Genomic DNA, 21,024 nt, shown 5'->3' with positions numbered 1-21,024 from the left:
AGGGGGATCCGTCGGCGTTTGCCGGTCAGGCTCAGCAGGTAGGCACGTCGACCGTGATCTTCGGCTCGTCGACCAGCGGCTGGACAGGGACACGGGCTTCGCCCTCGGCTGTTGGCTCGGTCAGATCGAACTTCAGCTCTACGGTCTGCCCTCGCGGAATGACGGCCCTTGTCATGAATGCCGGGTGGCCCTGTTCGGTTCCGTTGACGGCAAACGAAATCTGCCCGCCCACGGAGACTGCGTCGAGTTTGGCGCCGGTCGTTGCCAGCAGTGTGACTGCAGCCACGTTGGTGCCCTTGGGTAGTCGTCCGGGGTTGTCGACGATCCCGCTGACATATTCGGTCAGGTCGGCGTCGGGCGCGTTGTTTGTCAGTCGAACGGTGACCGTTGTCTTTCGGGTGTCGCCGGTGCACGTCTGGGCTGTGTAGGCGATTTCTCGTGTGAGGTAGTAGTCGAGCTTGTTGCCGGCTTGGTTGTTGATCACCACACCGGCGTACGGAGCGGCATCATCGGGAATGGTGTGCCCGAGGACGGTGTCGGCGAGAACCGATTGTTCGTCGGGGTGAGAGCTCCACACGGCGATTCTGCCCTCGCTGACGCCCTTGCCCAGAGCTTCCAGCAGTGCGCTCGGCGACTTGATGTTCCCGGTCATCTTCTCCACGACACGAGCTGCGATTGTCTGCAGATACTGCTTTCGTGCCTTGTTGTCGGAAGGGAAGCGAGCGTACGCAGTCGACTCGGTCAGTTCCACGACGTTGTCGGCGGTGACCGACTCTCCGTCGGGCATCTTGATCGGTCCCACCGCTTCGAGGATGTAACTCAGGGCGATCGGATCGGTCGCTATCGCACCGTCGACCATCTCACCCCCGGACTCCTGTGACCACAGGGACTGCCAGATCTGCGCTGCGTAGGGAAAGTGCGAGCTGAGGTTGCTGTTGCGAGAATCGGTGGTCGGGCGACTGGTTCCGTAGAGCTGGTTGAAGTCAGGACCAAGGTCTATCGGTTGATTATCCAGTGTTAGTTCGGAGTTGGGGGAGAGCGTGTCCACCCGAGCGGCGCCGTTGTCGACTCGGACGATGCCGTATCCACCCAACAGGCCGCCGGTTCCTCGGGCTTCGGCATTGGTCTGGAAACCGATGAAGTAATTGCGCGGTCCGTCGGTGCCGAGCATCGCGGGTGCGATGCGCGCCGCGGTGGCGGTGTTCGTCAGGAGGGTAGCCAGTTCGCTTGTCTGCGACTGCAATTCTGCTCTGGCATCGTTAACTCGGCCCAGGTACTTCGATTCGCGAACTTCCTGTGCCTGCGACGACAGCAATTCCGCGGCGATAGCTGTTTCGTCCAATTTCGGTTCCGCTTCGCGTAACGGTGCGAGTGCCAAGCGTCCACCAGGCTGCACCAATTCCGTTGGTGCGAGTGAAGTTCCGACAGTGACAGCGGGACCGAGAACGTCACGCGTGAGTCCCTGAACGACCTCGGTCATCTGACGCGTCGTGTCGAAGGGCGACCCGATGACCGGAATTGCGGCGGCGATGTTCCAGGGGAGTGAATGGGTGTTGTCGTACGCTGCGGATGCATTTCGATCGGCTTCCGCCGCGGCGGACTCTGCGACCCCGGTATCCCCGGCCAGAAGTGCACTCTTCGCCGATTGTGCATGGTCGCGAGCTGCTTCAAGGTTGTCTTTCGCCTCGTATGCCGTGTACCCGAGCCAGGCCACGAAACCGCCCACCACCAGTGCCGTTCCCGTGATTGCGAGTGCAGTTCGACGGCCTCCCGGCAGTGTGGCCGTCCTCTTCGGTTCGCGCTCCGGGCCCCTCGGTGGGATGGTGTTGGAGCCGCTCGGTTCAGCCCCGGAATCGTCGTCGGACTTTGGTCCCACCGTGTCGTTGTTCATCCGCTGAAGCTCCTGACGTTTGAGTGCGTGAAAGCTGCGTCGACATGTCTAGCAGTGTTGGCCCAGTGGTGAAAACTTAGACGAGACAGTAGGGTTCGGTTCGGCCGTTCGTGGTGTTCGCTCCCATGGATTCACGTGATCAGCCATCGAATGTTCGTGAAAAACAAGGCTGGTGAAATGTGAGGTGACGGGTTGAGTGCTTTTCCGTTGTCTCGGGCTCAGCTCGCGCTGTGGTTTGCGCAGCAACTGAGTCCGTCAACTCCGTTCGTGGTGGCTCAGTACGTGGAGCTACGAGGACCGGTTGACGTCGACGCTCTGATCGCCGCAACGAACACGGCATGTCATGAATTGGAGTCGCCGTTCGTTCGCCTCGTCGCCACTGATGCCGAGCCGGCGCAGATTGTCGATCACTCGATCGTCGACGATCTCGCATACCTCGACTTACGCAGCGACGACGACCCGGTTCAGCGCGCGAACGAGTGGATGACTGCGGAATACTCACGGCCACTTGACGTGATGTCTGACCGCCTGATCTCGGCGACTTTGCTTCATCTGGCAGATGATCACTATTTCTGGTACTCGCACGCCCATCATCTTGTGCTCGACGGACATGCGGCGATGACACTCACCGCGCGGGTGGCCGAGCGCTATTCGCATCTGGTTCATGGCAAGACGCTGACTCCTTTCGGTGGTCTCGGGGTACGTGCACTGCATGACCTCGACGTCGACTACCGATCCTCGTCGCGGTATCGATCGGACAAGCAGTACTGGACGCAGATGTCCGAAGGCCTGCCCCGCCCGGTTCGCCTCGCCGACGGCGCCGGCCTGACGTCCATGCCGCAGCGCATGATGGTGCGGACACTGAATCCAACTCTTGCAAAACAGCTTTCGGATGTCGCGACCGAGTGGACTACGTCCGAGGTGGCGGTCCTCGTCGGTGCATTCGCGTCCTATCTCGGTCGCATGACTGATTCCGATGACGTAGTCCTCAGCTTGCCGGTGTCCGGCCGCACCACGGCGACGTCGAAACGTTCAGGTGGGATGCTGTCCAACATCGTGCCTGTTCGTGCGCAAATCGAACGGGATCTGTCGCCACAAGAACTGGTGCGTCTGATCTCGGTTCAGATGACCGGTGCACTACGCCACCAGCGATTCCGCTACGAGGACATGGGCTTCCAGGAGGGTCAGGGCGGATCCCGTGAGGCGGCGGGCCCGGCCGTGAACGTCATGATGTTTCACGAAGCGATTCGGCTTGGCGACGTCGTCGGCGAATTTCACGTCCTCACATCCGGACCCACCGAAGATCTGTTCTTCAGCATTTATCCGTCGATCGCGGGGGAGAACGTTCGCCTGTCCTTCGAAGCCAATCCACGCCTGTACAGCGAACGTGACCTGGCGATGCATCATCGTCAGTTCGTTCGGTTACTCGAGGGATTCCTCGACTCGGCTACCCGTGCGCTCGGTGACCTCCGCATCCTCTCGACGGACGAAGTGAAGGATCTGGTCCCCGCGCTAGGTCCGCGGACGGACGGATTCGCGACGCTCGATTCGGTCGTCAGAGGCGGCGCATGGCAGGGGAGCGCCGTCGCGATCCGCGAGCAAGGTGTGGACGTCACTTACGACCAGCTCGGCGCTCGCGCGGATGCACTGTGCGCCTTGCTCGTGGAGAACGGCGTCGAACGAGGTGACGTCGTCGGGATCCTCACCGAGCGCTCGACCGATTCCGTAGTTGCATTTCATGCAGTAGCGCGGGCTGGTGCTGCCCTTCTTTTCGTGGATCCTCAAACACCCTCCGAGCGTGTCGCTTTCATTCTCGACGACGCCGACGTGTCCGTTGTGATCGGTGGCGAACTCGTGAACGTGCCGGCTTGGGTCTGCGTCGTCGACCCCAGGGAAGACGAGACCGTCGAAGGGCCGGTGAATCGACGTGTGGGGGCGGGTTCATCTATCGCCGACCTGTCTCTGGACGACACCGCCTACGTGGTCTACACGTCGGGGTCGACCGGACGACCGAAGGGCGTCGCGGTCACGCATCGAGGCATTGCGCCGTTGCTGCGTTCTCACGCACGGCGACTGAACATCGATAGTTCCTCCCGCGTCGCGCTCTTGGCAACTACCTCGTTCGACGTGGCGATCCTCGAGATTCTGGTTGCTCACGGCTGCGGCGCGACCGCCGTGATCGTTCCTCCCGGATTGATCGGCGGAGTGGACCTCGAAGACTATCTGCGGCTCGAGGGTGTCACGCACCTGATCTCGACACCATCGGTTCCGCTGACAATGGATCCTCGGAAACTGCCGGATCTTCGGGTGTTGAACGTCGGTGGCGAGCGACCGCCGGTGGCGCTCGTGGATGTGTGGTCGAGTCATGTCGAAATCGTGAATTCGTACGGACCCAGTGAAGCGACCGTCGCGGCATTCATGAGCGAGCCGCTGGAGCCTGGCGGTGATACTCCGATCGGGCGTCCGATCGACGGCGTTGCCGCTCTGGTGTTGGATTCGTGGTTGCGTCCGACTCCGGTCGGCGCCGTGGGTGAGCTGTACGTGATGGGAGCAGGACTGGCGCGCGGGTACCTTTCCCCGACGCTGACCTCGGAGCGTTTCGTAGCGGCACCCTTTGGTGCCACTGGTGCCGGCGAGCGCATGTACCGCACCGGCGACGTCGTGCGATGGAACGATGCCGGTCAGCTCGAGTTCTTGGGCCGCTCTGATCAACAAGTCAAGATCCGTGGAGTACGCGTCGAACTAGGCGAGATCGAGGCTGTGCTCCTGTCGACTCCCGGTGTTGCGCAAGCAGCGGTGGTCGAGCGATCCGGGTCGCTTGCGGCGTACGTGACTGCGGCCGAAGGTGGGGACGGCACTGCTCATCTATTGAGTCAGAAGGCGGTCCACGAACATCTGGCTTCACTACTTCCGCGTTCCATGCTTCCGGGTTCGGTGACGATTCTGGCAGCGTTGCCCGTCACGAGCCATGGAAAGACGGACCGTTCAGCGCTTCCTGAACCGACATGGTCCGCGGTCACCGAGCAGCACTCGACCGTGCACCGTCCGATCGAGTACGACGAGGAATTGATTGCCTCGGTGATGGCCGAGGTCCTGGGCGTCGGAGTTCTCGGACCGCACTCCGACTTGTTCGCCTGGGGCGGTAGTTCCCTCGACGCCGTGTATGTTGCCGCGCGCGTGAGTTCTGCACTCGGTAGACGAGTTGGTGTCAGGGACGTGTTCGGCGCCCCGACTCCGGCGCGCCTTGCCCAGAAGATTCGTGAGGACCGGGCGGAATGGGTGGTGGAGCCCGAGCGGATTTCGGACGAGGTCACCGTCGAAATCGCTCCGGCGCAACAACGTCTATGGCTGCTCAACCGTCGCGATCCCCAGTCGTCGGCGTACAACATTGCGTTCGAGGTCGCGTTCAGTGGTGCACTGGATACAGAGGCGATGAGGGCGGCGGTAGCCGACCTGACCGATCGCCATCTCGTCTTGCGTACGGTGTTCTCGTTCGAACAGAATCACGACACGTGGCCGATCCAGGTTGCGACTGCGACTCCGGTGACTCTGATCGAGGTTCCGTCCGAGGATTACGAGGCTGCGTCAGCGGATTTGGTTGCGGCAGGTTTCGACCTGGCGACCGATGCGCCGCTACGTTTGATCCTCACCTCCGGCAGCGATGCCGACCACCGCTTGACCGTAGTTGCGCATCACATAGCCTTGGACGGCCTTTCGTTCGCCACGATCGTTTCTGATCTGATCTCCGCGTACGACGCTCGCGCCGACGGACGGTCGCCGATCTGGCCTTCGCCCGCGCTCGACTACCGCGACTATTCCGCTTGGCACAGAAGCATTCTCGGTGATCCTGCGGATCCACAGAGCTTGGCAGGTCGCCAGCTGGAATTCTGGTCCGACGCACTCGCCGGCGTTGATCCGACTCTTGCGCTTCCCGTGGACAGATCCCGCCGGCCGGACCAAGCGTCGTCGGCTCGGGACGTGACTTTCGAATTGCCCTCGCCCGTCCACGCGGCGCTCAACGAGATCGCTCGAGCGCATCACTGCACAACCTTCATGGTGTTGCACGCCTGCCTTGCGATTGCGCTGAGCAAGATCACCGGTGCGTCCGATGTGGTCATCGGAACCCCGACGTCCGGCCGAACACACCCTTCGTTCGACGGCGCCGTCGGTATGTTCGTCGGGACCGTGGCGCTGCGAACGCTCCTTCGCGGCGGAGACACCTTCGGTGAGTTCTTGAGTCGGGTACGCGAGGCTGACGTGGCAGCTTTGTCCAATGCCGACGTCCCGTTCGACTGGGTGGTCGACCGCGCGGTCGGTGGGGCCGCAGGCGACAAGAATTCCTTCCTCAGAGTTGTTCTCGCTGTCGATCCGGTAACACCGGATTCCGAGATCGCGGTGGGGACTTTGACGGCCCACGGCACTCCGCTACCTCCCGCGCACCCTCGCTTCGACCTCGAAGTGACTGTGCGCGAGGATCGTACGATTAACGGCGACGCGAGCGGTATTCGCGGCACTTTCCGATATGCCGCCGATCTGTTCGATGCGGGCACCGTACAGAGCTGGGTCGAGCGACTGCGTCGAGTATGTGACTCGATTACCGAGAACTCGTCAATCATGCTGCGCGACATCGATGTTCTCAGCGTTGCGGAGCGCGAAGAACTGCTGGCTTGGGTGCCGGGGCCTTCGATTGTCGCGCAGTCGCTGCCCGACCTCTTCGGGGCCGTCGCAGCCCGGCATCCGAATGCAATCGCGGTGTCGAGTGGCGATACTCGCGTCACCTATGAAGAGATGCGAGTTCGTTCGGAGGGCCTTGCCGCCGTCTTGATCGATCGAGGAATTGGAGTCGGGGATCGCGTGGCGGTCGCCCTGCCTCGATCGGTCGACCTCGTCGTAGCCATCTTCGCCGTCGTTCGCGCGGGCGCTGCGTACGTACCGATCGACTTGCAGTATCCCGACGCTCGCATCCACTACGTACTTGCCGATGCAGGCCCGAAAGCGATTGTGTCGACGGACGAATCAGCTGGGCGGTTCGTTGGGTACGAGCAAGCTGTCATCCTCGTGAACGAGACGGCTGACGCGACGGGCGGTTGGCCTGTTCCGCAGTCGGAGGCCGCCGCCTACGTGATCTACACGTCCGGATCGACCGGAGCGCCCAAAGGTGTGGTGGTGACTCACGACAACGTGTTGGCTCTGCTGGCCTCGACTCGCGAGATCTTCGACTTCGGCGACGAAGACGTGTGGTCGATGTTTCATTCGCACGCATTCGACTTCTCGGTCTGGGAGATGTGGGGTGCGTTGACCACTGGCGGATCCCTGGTGATCGTAGACGGTGACGTCGCGCGCTCTCCCGAAAGATTCGCGGATCTGATTGTGCGGGAGAAAGTCACCGTTCTGAATCAGACCCCGGCCGCCTTCTATGCGTTGGCGGAAGTTACGCCGGAAATGCTGCTTCCGCTCCGGACGATTGTTTTCGGCGGCGATCGCCTCGACGTCGGGCGCGTGCAGGGTTGGTTCGATCGGCACCCGGACGTGCGGGGTGTCAATATGTTCGGAATCACCGAAACCACGGTCCATGTAACCAATTTCGATCTCATCTCCGGTAACGAGACTGTCTCGCCGATCGGGTCCCCACTACCAGGGTTTCGCAGCTACGTGCTCGACGCGTCGTTGAAGCCCGTCCCGCCGGGATCTGTCGGCGAACTGTACGTTGCCGGTCCGCAGGTGGCCGAAGGCTACTTGGGTCAACCAGGGATGACGTCTTCCCGATTTGTGTCTGAACCCGGATTCGAAGGATCGCGGATGTACCGCAGCGGCGATCTGGTCCGTCGGCGAGCCGGTCGACTCGAATATGTTCGCCGCGCCGACGGTCAGATGGCCCTGCGCGGTTACCGCGTCGAACCGGGCGAGGTCGAATCCGCGCTGTTGGCTCACACGTCGGTGGAGCAGGCCACGGCGGTGGTGAGAGAACTCGACAGTGGGCCGACTTTGGTCGGTTACATCACCCCTGAGAACGGACACGACCTCGACGGTGTGTTGCGGACTGCTCGTTCGTTGTTGCCCGCACATATGGTCCCGTCGGCTTTGATGCCGCTTGCGTCATTGCCGGTCACGATCAACGGCAAGATCGACCGAGCATCACTGCCGGACCCGACTTCGCAAGTGCAGCCGTCTCGGCAGTCGCGAGACTTCTTCGCTCAGACAGTTGCAGCCATTCTGAGCGATTTGATGGAAGTTCCGCATATAGATCCGGTCCGGAATCTCTTCGATCAAGGGGCCAATTCCTTGATCGCCACCCGTCTCTCGTCGCGCCTGAACTCCGCTTTGGGCTGCAACCTCGACGTCCGCGATGTGTTCGAGCACCCATTCGTCGATCAGCTCGCCGGCATCGCTGCCGCCCGAATCGGCACGGGGCAAGCGTCTCCGTTGTCTTTGGTACCTCGTCTGACTTTGGTACCTCGCCCAGGCACTGCGGAGGTGCAGCTGTCGGCTCCCCAACACCGAATGTGGATTCTGAATCAGTTGGATACAGAATCCTCCGGCTACAACATTCCGATCGTGTTACGCCTGACGGGTGAATTGGACGTAGCTGCAGCCGAACTGGCAATTCGCGACCTGATCGACCGTCATCGCACTCTGCGGACCGTATACCCGGTTGTCGGCGAGCGTCCGGTTCAGACGGTGCTCGACGCCGAGGACGCGATGCCGCTGTTTCAACTCGAGGCGCTCGCCGGCGACGACACCGAGAATCGTGTTGCAGAACTGGTGGGTTCGGGCTTCGATGTCACCGTGGATCCGCCCGTACGTGCGGCACTTCTCCAGCTTTCGCCTGACGAGTACATCCTGGCTGTTGTTGTCCATCACATTGCCGCCGATGCTCGATCGCTCGAATTGTTGGTACGTGACTTCACGGCGGCGTACATCGCTCGCTCGGCCCAGCAAGCTCCGACGTGGTCGCCGCTCGCGCTCGAATACTCCGATTACAGCGCATGGCAACGGGAATCGGGGATTCCCGAGACGGTATCCAGCTACTGGAAGCAGGCTCTCGAAGGCCTTCCCGAGCAGGTGACGCTACCCCTGGACCGTCCGCGTTCGACGTCCGCCCGCGCGTCGAGCTGCCGGGCAGAGATCTCGGGTTCGGTACGGACGGGCCTTCAAGCACTCGCACGATCGAACAACGGAACCATGTTCATGGTTGTCCACGCTGCACTCGCGGCGCTGCTGGCGAGGTACAACGGCAGCAATGACGTAGCTGTCGGCACTGTTGTGTCCGGACGCGTCACACCCGAACTCGACGAGCTGGTCGGGATGTTTGCCGGCACGATTGTTCTTCGGACCGAAGTCGATCCGTCGAAGTCGTTCGGCCGGTTGGTCGAGCAGGTTCGTCAGCGAGACGTAGCGGCGTTCGCGCACGCAGAGATGCCCTTCGAATCGCTGGTTGACCTGATCGACCCACCGCGATCGCGTTCGCGACATCCGTTGTTCCAGGTGGCGCTCTCGTTCCAGACAACTCATTCCGCCGCGTGGTCCATACCGGGGTTGTCCGTCACTCAGATCTCGCCCGATGTCAGGCAAGCAAATTTCGATCTGCAGCTCAACGTGACAGACGAGGGGATCGGGGGCGGTCTCGGTCTCGAATTCGTGTACAACGCTGATCTATTCGATGATCTGACGGTATCGAGCTTTGCGGGTCGGTTCGAGCACCTACTGAATCAAGTGTCTGTCGACCCCAACGTCGAGGTAGGGCGAATCGACCTGTTGACGAGTGCGGAGCGAGCTCTTCTCGTCCCCGCACACGGCGCGGTCGACCGGCCCGATGCACCTCGGTGTTCCGGTACGACGCTTGCCTCGACGCTGCGATACGGCGTCGAATTCGCTCCGGATGCCGTGGCGGTCGAAGCTGAGGGCAACACACTCACTTACCGAGACCTCGATGCACAGTCGGACGTCGCAGCCGACGAGTTGCGTTCCGGGGGAGTCGGAGTGGACCACGTCGTTGCCTGGACTGCCGATCGGTCCATTGCGTCGATCGTGCGATTGTGGGCGATCGCGAAGGTCGGTGCAGCTCCGGCATTGATGGACCCGGAACAGCCGCAGGCGCGAGTACGCGATGTCCTCGAAGCACTGGGCGACGGCGCGGTCTGCGGCCTCGACGCCGGTGGTGAGCAGGACGCGGACTGGGTGCGACAGCATGCCGAGAACCTCGCGGCCTACGTAGTTTTCACGTCAGGAACGACTGGAACTCCGAAGGCCGTGGTGGTGACCAACGGCGGGCTCGGTGTAATTGCCGAAGACCTGCCCCGTCGATTCTCGGCTGGTCCAGGTTCGCGCATATTCCATCGCGGAGCGCCAGGGTTCGACATGACGTTGCTCGAGGTGCTCATCGCGAGTGCGTCCGGGGCGACGCTCGTTCTGGCGAAGGACGACCAACTGTTCGGCTCGGGACTTGCATCAGCACTGAGGCGCGAGCGAATTACTCATCTGTGCGCCACACCTACTGTCGTCGCCTCGATCGGCGATCCGTCGCTGCCGGACCTTGCAACGGTGATGTTCGGGGGCGAGCGACTCGGCGGTGCGTTGGCGAAGCGCTGGCAAGCCGGACGCAGAGTGATCAACGGATACGGACCTGCCGAGTCCGCGATGTATTCGCTTGCTACCGAACCACTGTCGATCGAACAACTGTCAGCTGACACTCACGACGGATCCGTCGGGTATCCACTGGCCGGGGTCGACGCCGTCGTGCTCGATGATCGACTCGAACCGGTGCCGCCGGGAGTCGCCGGTGAACTGTATCTCTCCGGTCGAATGCTCGCGCGCGGTTACGCCGGCCAACCGGCCCGAACCGCGGAACGATTCGTGGCAACCAGTTCAGGAGCCCGGATGTACCGGACCGGCGATCTGGTGATGTGGAAGCCGGAAAGCCCCAAATCTGAAGGCAATACGTATCGCCTGCATTATCTCGGGCGAACCGACGTGCAGGTGAAGGTCAACGGTGTCCGGATCGAACCGGGTGAGATCGAGGCAGTCATTCAGTCTGTCGCGAACGTCGATTTCTGCGTCGCCGGGGTTCGGTCGGCCCAGGGGGGAAGTCCTCTGTTGGTCGCCTACGTGCGAAGCTCGGATGCCGAAAGAGTTGACACGGGTCAACTTCGCGCCGCTGTCGCAGAAGTCCTTCCGACGTACATGGTTCCGCATGTCATCGTCGAAATCGAGGACGCGCTTCCGATGCGGAACGGCAAGGTCGACTTCGCCCGTCTCCCGGCGCCGACACTGGAAGCTTCCCGTGCAGAGGGGCCGGCCACTGCCACAGAACGCCTTGTGGCCAAAGCTTTTACTTCGGTGCTCGGCGGGAATGAGGACGACCGCGACGCAGACTTCTTCTCGCTCGGCGGCAACTCGCTGTCGGCCGCGGAGGTTACCTCGCTCTTGAGTAGTTCCCTTGGGCTGGTTGTTCCGCTCCGGACCGTATTCGAGCATCCAACCGTTGCGGCGTTGGCGGCCCGGATCGATTCGCTCGAGCAGAGTGGCCCGGCGACCGATGTTGTCAGACTGGAACCGCGCCGCGACCCCACGCCCGCACCTCTGTCACGGAACCAGCGTGCGATGTGGGTACTGAACCAGCGGAACACGTCGAGCGGTGCGTACAACCTGCCGATCTGCATCGAGATCGACGGTGAACTCGACGTGCCCGCGCTGCGTCACGCAGCGACGGATCTTGTCGGCCGTCATGACGTCCTCAGAACCCGGTATCCGGGCACTCCACCGGTTCAGGTCGTGGATCCTCCGACCCCCCTGACAATGGAAACGCGACTGGTCGCCGACATCGAGGTCGAGGTGCTGCTGCGAGAGTTCGGCTCGCGCGGTTTCGATGTAGCGGCAGACCTGCCGGTGCGCTGGATGCTGCTCCAGGTGTCACCGGTCAGGCACGTTCTGGCAGTGAGCTTTCATCACATCGCAGTCGACGGGGTGTCGATGCGAACGGTGGTCGGCGACCTGCTGACCGCTTACGGCAAGCGACGAGCTGGACTGGATCCGCAATGGTCTCCGCTGCCGATCCAGTACGGGGATTTTGCCGCGTGGGAGGCAGCACGTGACGTTTCCCCTGTCGTCGAGGAGTTCTGGCGCCGAACGCTCGACGGTGTGACATCTGTGTCGCCGCTGACGGTGGATCATTCTGATGGCGGGCCGGATTCCGTAGCGCAGCGAGTGAACTTCGTGATTCCAGCCGTCATCACCTTGTCACTGCAGGCGCGAGCCGATCGATTGAAGGTCTCGCTGTTTGCGGTGGTTCATGCGGCGTTGTCCGTGGTGCTTGCCAAGCTGAGTGGAAATCCCGATGTCGTGATCGCGACAGCTGTCGACGGACGGCGTACGCCTGAGCTCGACGGCGTGGTCGGCATGTTCGTGGATACGGTGCCTCTTCGCCTTCGGATCGACGGGGACGTGCCGATCGACCTTCTGTTGGGTGCAGCTTTCCATGCTGATGTGGCAGCATTCGAAAATAGCTCTGTTCCTGCCGAATTGGTTGGTGAGCTGCTCGGCGGACGAACTCCCCAGATTGCGCTGGGTCTGCAGAACTTCGCGATCCCTGCCGTGGAGGTGGCCGGTCTCACGATTGAGGCTCGCGAAATCGAGACCGCGACAACGAAGTTCCCCATGCACGTCTCGCTCGCACCCGCTGTCGACGGATCATTGACCGGAGCGCTCATCTATGCCGCGAGCGCGTTCGAACCTTCGAGCGCCGACGCGGTTGCTCGACAACTGTCGAGAGTGCTCACCTCGATGGCCGAGGATGTGCCAGTACTCGTTTCGGATCTCGCGGTGGGTGCGGCGCCCAGTTGGACTGCTGTCGAGGTCGATTCGTCCCGGACGCTGACCCAGATTTTCGCCGCCACAGCGGCGCGATTCCCTGACAACATTGCTCTCGACGACGGGCAGCGCACGGTGACGTATGCCGAACTCGACTCTGCCTCGGATGCCCAAGCCTGGGAACTGGTGGCTCGGGGCGCAGGACCGGGTGCCGTGTACGAGATTCCGGCGGTACGGACTATCGCGTACCTGGTCCGAATGTTGGCGATCTCGAAAACGGGCGCGGCATTCGTGCCGATCGACCCCGACCTGCCGCCGGCACGGCTGAAGCAACTGCGCACAGTGCTCTCCGACCGCAGCCCCGTTCCCGGTCGGCAGTATCCGGATTCAGTCGCGTACGTCGTTCACACGTCCGGGTCGACTGGTGAACCGAAAGGCGTTGCAGTCACCCACCGAGGTCTGGGCCTTCTTACCGACGACGCAATCCGGAAGTACGGCGTGACTTCGGACTCGGTTGTGCTGCACGGTTACAAACCGACGTTCGATGCGGCGATTCTCGAGATGATGTTGGCGATCGGCGCCGGGGCTACCTTGGCGGTCGCTCCTCGGGAGGCTTTCGGCGGAAGGGCACTCGAAGAATTCGTCGCAGAACGCGGCGTCACTCACATGTTGTCCACTCCGGCCGTACTCGACACCATGTCTCCGGAGCGGTTCGACTCGTTGGAGGTGGTGGCAGTCGGTGGCGATGTGCTCTCACCTTCCACCGCGCGTGCATGGAGTCGCCGCGCGCGAATGCTCAACGCATACGGACCGACGGAATGCACGGTGGTCACGACCGTCGCCGAGGTGGATCATCGGGTCACCATCGGAGTTCCGCTCGCCGGAATCGGTGCAGAGGTACTGGATACGCGACTGCGTCCGGTGCCGTGGGCCGGGATCGGTGAGTTGTACGTCAGCGGGCCCGGGCTTGCAATGGGCTATGCCGGAGATCCCGCCGGCACCGCCAGCTCGTTCGTCGCAGCACCAGGTGGACGCCGCCGTTATCGGACCGGTGATCTGGTTCACCGCCGCACCGATGACACGCTCGGATTCGTCGGACGCTCCGACCGTCAGATGAGCGTGCGAGGAATCCGCGTCGAGCCCGCCGAAATCGAATCAGCTCTGCGGCGGTGCACGGGCGTCGAGGCTGCGGCGGTTGTCCTCGTCGACGAGATCGCCGTTGCGTGCGCGGTTGGCGATGGTGTGGAGGCGGATCAGCTGACAATCGAGTTGGCCGCGATGTTGCCTGCGTATCTGATGCCCGGCCGCGTGGTCGTGTTGGAGTCGATCCCGCTGACGACGAACGGAAAACTGGACGCAGATGCGTTGCGGCGCCATGTGTTCGAGAGCCAGGCGCCCGATGCAGCAGTGACGGTTTCGGAGGAACTCGTCACCGCTGTCATGTCGGAACACGTGTCCGGAAGTTTCGGCGCTCTGCACAACCTGTTCGAATCAGGTGGTGATTCGTTGGCCGCAGCAGCGGTGGCAGGTCGACTCGCCTCGATCTTCGCGCGGGATGTGCCTGTTCGCGCCGTCTTCGACAATCCGTCGCCGCGAGCGATGTCTCAGTGGCTGTCGGCGAGCGCGTCCGATGGCAAGCGCCGCGAACTGACTCGACGTGATTCCGGCATGCCGGCCCCACTGGCGCCCTCGCAACAACGACTTTGGCTGATCAATCAGCTTCAGCCGGAATCGACTGCGTACAACCTGACGTTTGCAGCGGTCCTGGCAGACGACATCGATCGTTCGGTTTTGAGCAGCGCCCTCGGTGACGTCGTCGATCACCATGCCGTGTTGCGAACTGTGTTTGTTCCGGGTGAACTCGGTCCACAACAGGTTGAAATAGACTCTGTTGCAGTCGATCTCACCGCTGAGTGCGTCGACGATATCCGTGCGAGCGCTTCGGCCTTCGCGACTGTGCCGTTCAACCTCGAACGAGATGTTCCGTTCCGTGTGCGTGTGTTCAGCGAAAAAGCTGGAGCCGATTCTGCAGGATTGACTGTCCTGGTACTGGTTGTTCACCACATCGCAATCGACGGTGCGTCGATGGGCCCGATCCTTGCCGATTTCGCGGCAGCCTTCGAGGCGAGGGTGCTCGGAAGGGAATGGGATCGCTCCGCTGAGGGGATCAGCTACGGCGACTACAGTCTCTGGGCGAGAGAGAGCTTGGGCGATCCGGAGGATCTTCTGAGCGTGGCGCATCGGCAACTCGACTACTGGTCGAACGCACTTGGTGGCGTCGAGGATGTGTTGGCTCTACCCGTCGACAACCCCCGGAGTCCGGTGTCTTCACGATCCGACGAGATGGTGACGGAAGTCCTCGATGGTGCCACCTATGACGCGTTGTCGGCGTTGGCTCGTTCGCATGGCGTCACGGTATTCATGGTTGTCCACAGCGTGATTGCCGTGCTGCTCGCTCGCGAGTGCGTCACGGACGACGTCGTGGTGGGAGCAGCTGTGAGTCTGCGGAACGATCCGGCGCTGCTGAGCGTGGCCGGCATGATGGTGGGTACTGTCGCATTGCGCACGAGGATCAACTCCTCCGACCGCTTCGCTGCTGTCCTGGACGAGGTTCGCCGTGTCGATCTGGAAGCAATGGCGAACGCGGACGTCTCGTTCGACGATGTAGTTGCGAAGGTCGATCCACCGCGCAGGATGAACGAGCATCCCCTGTTCACAGTCATGCTGGCATATCGGCGAGCGCTCGACGTGCCGCAGATCGACGGCATCACCGTCTTCGACATCGACAAGGCAGGGTCGTCGACCGGTTACGACTTGACGTGGGACCTGGTCGACACCGGTGACAGTCTGACGATTCGATTGCTTTATGCCACAGACAGATTCCGCGCGTCGACGGCGGAACTGTTCATGCAGCGGGTGACACGTATCGCCGAAGCAGTGACAGGTGAACCCGAGATCGTGGTCGGGGAGATCGAATTGCTGTCCGGTCTCGAACGCTCGGCGCTGACGGCTGCGAATCCTCGACACGTCGAACCGCTGACGATTGCGGACATTTTCGAACGCGCGCTGCGGCAGGCACCCGACGGCATCGCGCTGGAAGAGAACGGCAGGCGCTGGACCTATCGCGACCTGCACGAGGAGTCGTCGCACTGGACTCGCGAGTTGGTGGTCCGAGGAATCGGACCCGATGACGTGGTGGCCGTTGCGCTCGGTCGCGGGCATCTGTGGATCGTTGCGCTGTGGGCGGTAGCGCGGGCAGGCGCAGCGTGGCTGTCGCTCGATCCAGCGCTGCCGACAGCGCGCCGACAGACGATGGTCGAGGAGTGCGGTTCGGTTGTCGGTTTGACAGCGCGAGGTGCATCCGAGAGTTTGCCGGACTCCGTCGAGTGGGTGGCGATGGATGAATCCTGCACTGCTGGTGGGGCTGTCGAGGTATCGGCAACGCCGGCTCATCCCGACAACCTCGCCTACGTCATCTACACGTCGGGTTCCACGGGAAGACCAAAGGGTGTCGAGGTTTCACACCGCGGCATCATGAACGTCTACACCGCGCACGTCGAGATCGCCGAGCTCGATCGTGGCCCCCGAGTCCTGCAATTGGCGTCGTCGACCTTCGACGCGTCGGTGATCGAGATTCTTCTGGCGGCGGCAGGGTGTGGAACGTTGATTCTGGCTCCTGACTTCGTCTACGGGGGAGAGGAACTCACGAATCTGCTGGGCGCTGCCGACGTCACACATCTGATCGTGACGCCAACGGTCCTGGCCACAGTCGATCCGGATGCAGTGCAACCGTTGATCGTCGAATCGATGGGGGAGCCGCTCTCTGCCCGCCTTGCGTCGGCGTGGTCACCCCGACATCGCATCGTCAACGGATACGGACCAACCGAATCAACGATCGCGGCATCGATTTCCGCGCGGATCACTGACGGGGACGTCACTGTCGGCACCCCGGTACCTGGCACGACGGCGTTTGTTCTCGATCAGAGGCTCCGACCGGTTCCGGATGGCGTTGCGGGAGAACTATTCCTCGCCGGCGAGAATGTGGCACGGGGGTACGTCACCGCCCCGGGTCTGACTGCCGAGCGTTTTGTTGCCAATCCTTATGCGGTGGGAACTCGGATGTATCGCACGGGTGACCTCGTGCGTCGTAGGCGTCACGACCGAGCGCTCGAGTACCTGGGGCGCAACGACGCACAGGTGAAGGTGCGGGGTGTCCGCGTGGAACCGGCGGAGGTCGACGTGGCTCTGTCAAGCCATGGAGCAGTGATCTTCTCGGTTACCGTCGTCTCTGACGACGGGCACGGATCCGCTGAACTCCGGTCGTACGTAACGCTGGCGGAAAACGGTTCGGTGACGGAATCGGAGCTTCGCGGGTTTGTCTCCGGCCTGCTGCCGAAGCACCTGCTGCCTTCTTCGGTGACGGTGATGGGAGTGGTCCCGTTGCTCGCTTCGGGGAAGATAGACGTAGCGGCACTTCCTGCTCCTTCGCCGCAGGTAGGGTCGAGTGTGGATCGACCCGTCTCGGATACCGAACGTCAAGTGGCACAGGCATTCGAGGGCGTGACCGGCGCGAAATCGGTGGGCCGCTACGACGACTTCTTCGAGCTCGGCGGGACATCCATGGGTGCAGTTCGAGTGGCTTCGCGCTTGCGTGAGACCCTGAACAGGGATTTCCCGGTTCAATGGATTTTCACCGATCGAACTGTGGCGGAGCTTGCCTCTCGGATGGATCTCGTTCATACCGACGTCGTGGAGGGTGATTCGTTCCATTCGGATCCGCTGGACACGATCGTCATGTTGGGCGGCAATCCTGATGACGTAAGGCCGCCGTTGTTCTGTGTGCATCCGGTCAGCGGAATTGCCTGGTGCTACGTCGGACTCGTCGGTCAGCTCGGAGGTCGACGGGTGTACGGCATCCAGGCAACGGGTGCAGGTGAGCTACCCGGCACGGTGGCGGAGTTGGCGTCGGGGTATGTCGATGCCGTACGGAATGTGCAGCCGTCGGGTGAATACCATCTACTGGGTTGGTCTGCCGGTGGAACGATCGCGCTCGAGATGGCGAGCCAACTCGAAGAGACGGGCGATCTGGTCGGTTCGGTTGTCATGCTCGACGCGCTGTTGCCGGAGATGATGCCATCGGTACAAGCGGCTCCGAAACCTTCCGAACTGTTTGCACAGATCGGACTAGCTGAGGTTGAAACTGAAACTGCAGCATTGACTTTCGTAGACGTTGCGGCAGAGATCCGAAGGCAGACCGGTATGGATTTCCTTTCCGATACGGTTCTCGAATCCGTGGTGGGGCGGGTTGAAAAACTGTCGCGAATCGTTCGGGACCACACGCCGCGGCGCTATTTCGGTTCAGTGGAATTGTTTGTGGCGCAGCATGATCTGCCTGAACATCGTCACCTGGTCGAAAAATGGTCCCAACTGGTGGGGCCGCTGCGGCCGTACTTGGTCGACTGCTCTCACGCGGAAATGTCGAGCATGGAGGCTTTGGCGAGTGTTGCGAAAGTCCTCGTCGACAATCCTCAAGGCGTCGAATCCGAGGCGGGGGAGAGCAATCATGCTGGGGTGCAGTAGATCTGCGGTGCCGGGACTTTGGTCCGGAGTTGTCACACCCGGGGTCCCCATGCTTCCGTTCCACAAGTAGAACCCGTAGCATTTTCCTTGTGGCAGTAAGCCATTCAGAAACTATCTCCGGAGGATCGTATGTTGGGTTCCCTTTTTTCCATCAGCTCTGAAATCGGTGTCCCGTCCGTTGATGCGCTCTTCGAGGCTGCTCGGACCATCATCGGCGCGATCTTCGGCCTGAGCTGACACGTCGCAGCGACCTTCCCCCGCGGTGAAGAAAGTCCCTGTTCTCCGATAAGGAGAACAGGGACTTTCGTGCAGCGTGCCGGTGAGTGGTTGCGTGGCGGCGAGTTAGTGTCCTACCGGCCGTTCTGTAGATACGCGATGGCTATCAGCGATCCGACTTCGTCGTTCACGTCCTCGGTGCTGGTGAGCCCGATCTTGTGAGTCGACTGCCCGGGAGCTTTGGCCGGCACCAGAAGTTCGGAACCGGGGGCCTCGACAAAACGTAGTCCGAGGTCGACACGGGCTTTGGTGGCCGCTGACGCTCGCGGCTGCGGTCGTGGTGTTGTTCGGTCTGTGGGGATCGATCGACACGAGCTGTGACGGACCCGCGGAACGAGACATGGCCGGTGGCGGATGGCTGGTGATCGCGACGTTGTCCGTGTGGTCCGGGGTCTTTGTCGTGTGCGCGCTTCGCCTCCGCACCGGAACTGGGGCCGTGCTCGCGGTGCTGTCGGTGGTGTTGTCGACCGTTGTCGTGGTCAACATGCTCGCCACAGCTTCGAGCCTGTGCTGGTGAGTGTCGAATCCTGGACGCAGCGCCGTAGACATAAACGCCGGGTGGCGCGGGGCGGTAACGAATGGGGGGAAACCGGCGACACGGTGTGCACACGTATCAATCCCGGCGGGCTGGAGGTCTCGATGTTCACGTTCACAGGGCGCGGAGTCCTGGTGTGCGCAGCTGTTGCCCTCACCGCTCTCGTGGCGGGTTGCTCGTTGGACTCGCCCGCCGGCGCCCCCGCAACCTCGATCACCACGGTCGCCCCGTCGGATGGGACAGGCCCACCTCCCTCGGAGTCGGATGCTGCTACCGTCGATGGCGGTTCGGGCCGGCCGCCGATCGAAACCGCCCCCGAGGCCGCGTCACTGCCGCTCTCGGCATTCGTGGAGGGGTCGGGATACTCGTTCGGCACCCCGAGTGGCCAAATTCAGTGTCGGGTGTCCAGTTCGACGTTGGCGTGCCAGACACGAGGTCGGCCGCACACGGTGATGACCGACAGTTTGTGCAAGATCCGTCTTGGTGACGAACAGGGCAGAGCGGATCTGTTCGGGTATCTGGAGGGCGGGACGCTTCCGTGTGCGACCGTCACGCAGGGCGAGGTCTACGTATCGCCGCACACTCTGGGATACGGGCAGCGGGTGACTTTCGAACTCACCCAGGGCATCGCCGTCACCTGCGGATCGGCGACTGACGGACTCACCTGTACCGACACCGACCCTTCCAACGGAGCCGGGTTCTTCCTGTCGGTCGATTCGTTCACGCAACTCTGAGGGTCGGCATGCGGTCGAGGGAATCAGGAGTTCGAGTGCTGAAAATGCCCAACCCGCACACCGCGGTCGGACCGCAGAACCGACAGGGGTTACCGACATCTGCGTGTGAGCGTGCACGGCGAACGATGGACGAGCCCACTTGGCGGCTAGTGACCGGGCTCGTTGTGTTGGCTCGGAGGTATTCTTAACTGGTGTTCTGCCAGTTTAGGCGTCGCGGAAGTTCCCGCTCGGATCCGTTGGCACCGGAAGCGAACGTACTGTTTTTTCAGTCGCAACAGTGGCGCTGCCCCGATCGGTGCGCCAACGCCGCCGATCAAGGAATTGAGGCAAGGACCCTGATCGTCATGATGGATGTCACGGATTCTCAGAACGCGCTTCTGGTACAACATGGTCTTCGGCGTCGTGAGACCACAGAATTCTTCATGGACTCAGGAAGAACTAGCTCAGATCGAACCGTTGCCACAGCATGGCTGTGAAACTGAAATGACTGCACTCGACTCCGTCCATCGCAATAATCGGCACCGCGATACCTGGTCAGAGGCACTCTCTTTCGTTCGGAAATCGACGGCATGAATCCTCTGCCCTGGGTCGTCCAGGCGGAACATCTCAATTCTTTCCCGGCTCGTAGTGTGCGGAGTCATGTTCGCTTCATCGCAACAGGCGGCGTCGGCATGTGTAAATTTCAACTCGGTGCATTGCGAGATTTCTACGACATACTGCGCGAATTCGATTCGGTGCTGGAATACAACCCACAGGTGCGCCCGCTCCCCGGTTTTTGCTTCGATGGAGGCTTCAGGTTGGTAACCCGAGCGTCTGCCGATCGCAACCTCGTCATTCGGATGAACGAATTCACAATCCCGCAGGAATTGGGCGCAGAGCTGTGGGCGATACCTGGGCGCATGCCTGCGTTCATGCGGTAGGGGCGGCACATCCGCTGTAAACGCCCGGGTCAAGCATTCCACAAGCGTTGTCTCCGGGCTGTTCTCAACCGTGCGGTGGTTCGCGGGTTGGCAATTCGAATAATTTAGCGGCGCTTCATATCCAGGCGATACCATACAAGGTCGGATTGCCCACTGGAAGGGCTATCAGCGCGATTTTGTGCCCCTAACAAGAGGGCATTGGCGGCGCGTGCGTTTGTGTGGGCTGTTTGGTTCATGTTAGATGCAGGGGACGTGGACTGTCAGGTCCCCCGGAGGAGAGGA

At 61.9% G+C, this 21,024-nt stretch carries 5 protein-coding genes; 4 read left to right on the top strand and 1 reads right to left on the bottom strand.

Annotated features, from left to right (window positions below):
* Positions 1 to 31 precede the first annotated feature (31 nt).
* Positions 32 to 1,891, bottom strand: coding sequence for a DUF4012 domain-containing protein (locus tag AC1DVN_RS29980; protein ID WP_477994725.1), 1,860 nt, complete (start codon positions 1,889 to 1,891; stop codon positions 32 to 34).
* 192 nt (positions 1,892 to 2,083) lie between these two features.
* Here AC1DVN_RS29980 and AC1DVN_RS29975 point away from each other — a divergent pair, with 192 nt between their 5' ends.
* The 4 genes from AC1DVN_RS29975 (at position 2,084) to AC1DVN_RS29960 (ending at position 20,742) form a co-directional block, all read left to right on the top strand.
* Positions 2,084 to 18,277 (top strand): non-ribosomal peptide synthetase, encoded by a 16,194-nt coding sequence (locus AC1DVN_RS29975; protein ID WP_477994723.1) that lies wholly within the window; start codon positions 2,084 to 2,086, stop codon positions 18,275 to 18,277.
* Positions 18,278 to 18,830: 553 nt separating this feature from the next.
* Complete coding sequence (locus AC1DVN_RS29970) at positions 18,831 to 19,070, top strand: hypothetical protein (RefSeq protein ID WP_113684146.1); 240 nt, start codon at positions 18,831 to 18,833, stop codon at positions 19,068 to 19,070.
* The gene (locus AC1DVN_RS29965) at positions 19,067 to 19,822 is read left to right on the top strand and encodes a hypothetical protein (protein WP_477994720.1); all 756 of its coding nucleotides are present in this window, start codon (positions 19,067 to 19,069) and stop codon (positions 19,820 to 19,822) included. Before AC1DVN_RS29970 ends, AC1DVN_RS29965 begins: the two co-directional genes overlap by 4 nt.
* 671 nt (positions 19,823 to 20,493) lie before the next feature.
* Complete coding sequence (locus AC1DVN_RS29960; RefSeq protein ID WP_378668567.1) at positions 20,494 to 20,742, top strand: hypothetical protein; 249 nt, start codon at positions 20,494 to 20,496, stop codon at positions 20,740 to 20,742.
* Positions 20,743 to 21,024: the final 282 nt, after the last annotated feature.

The organism is Rhodococcus sp. P4_E4, assembly GCF_056401575.1.
The sequence above is the reverse complement of the archived record's forward strand: the minus strand, read 5'-3'. Positions and strand labels throughout refer to the sequence as shown.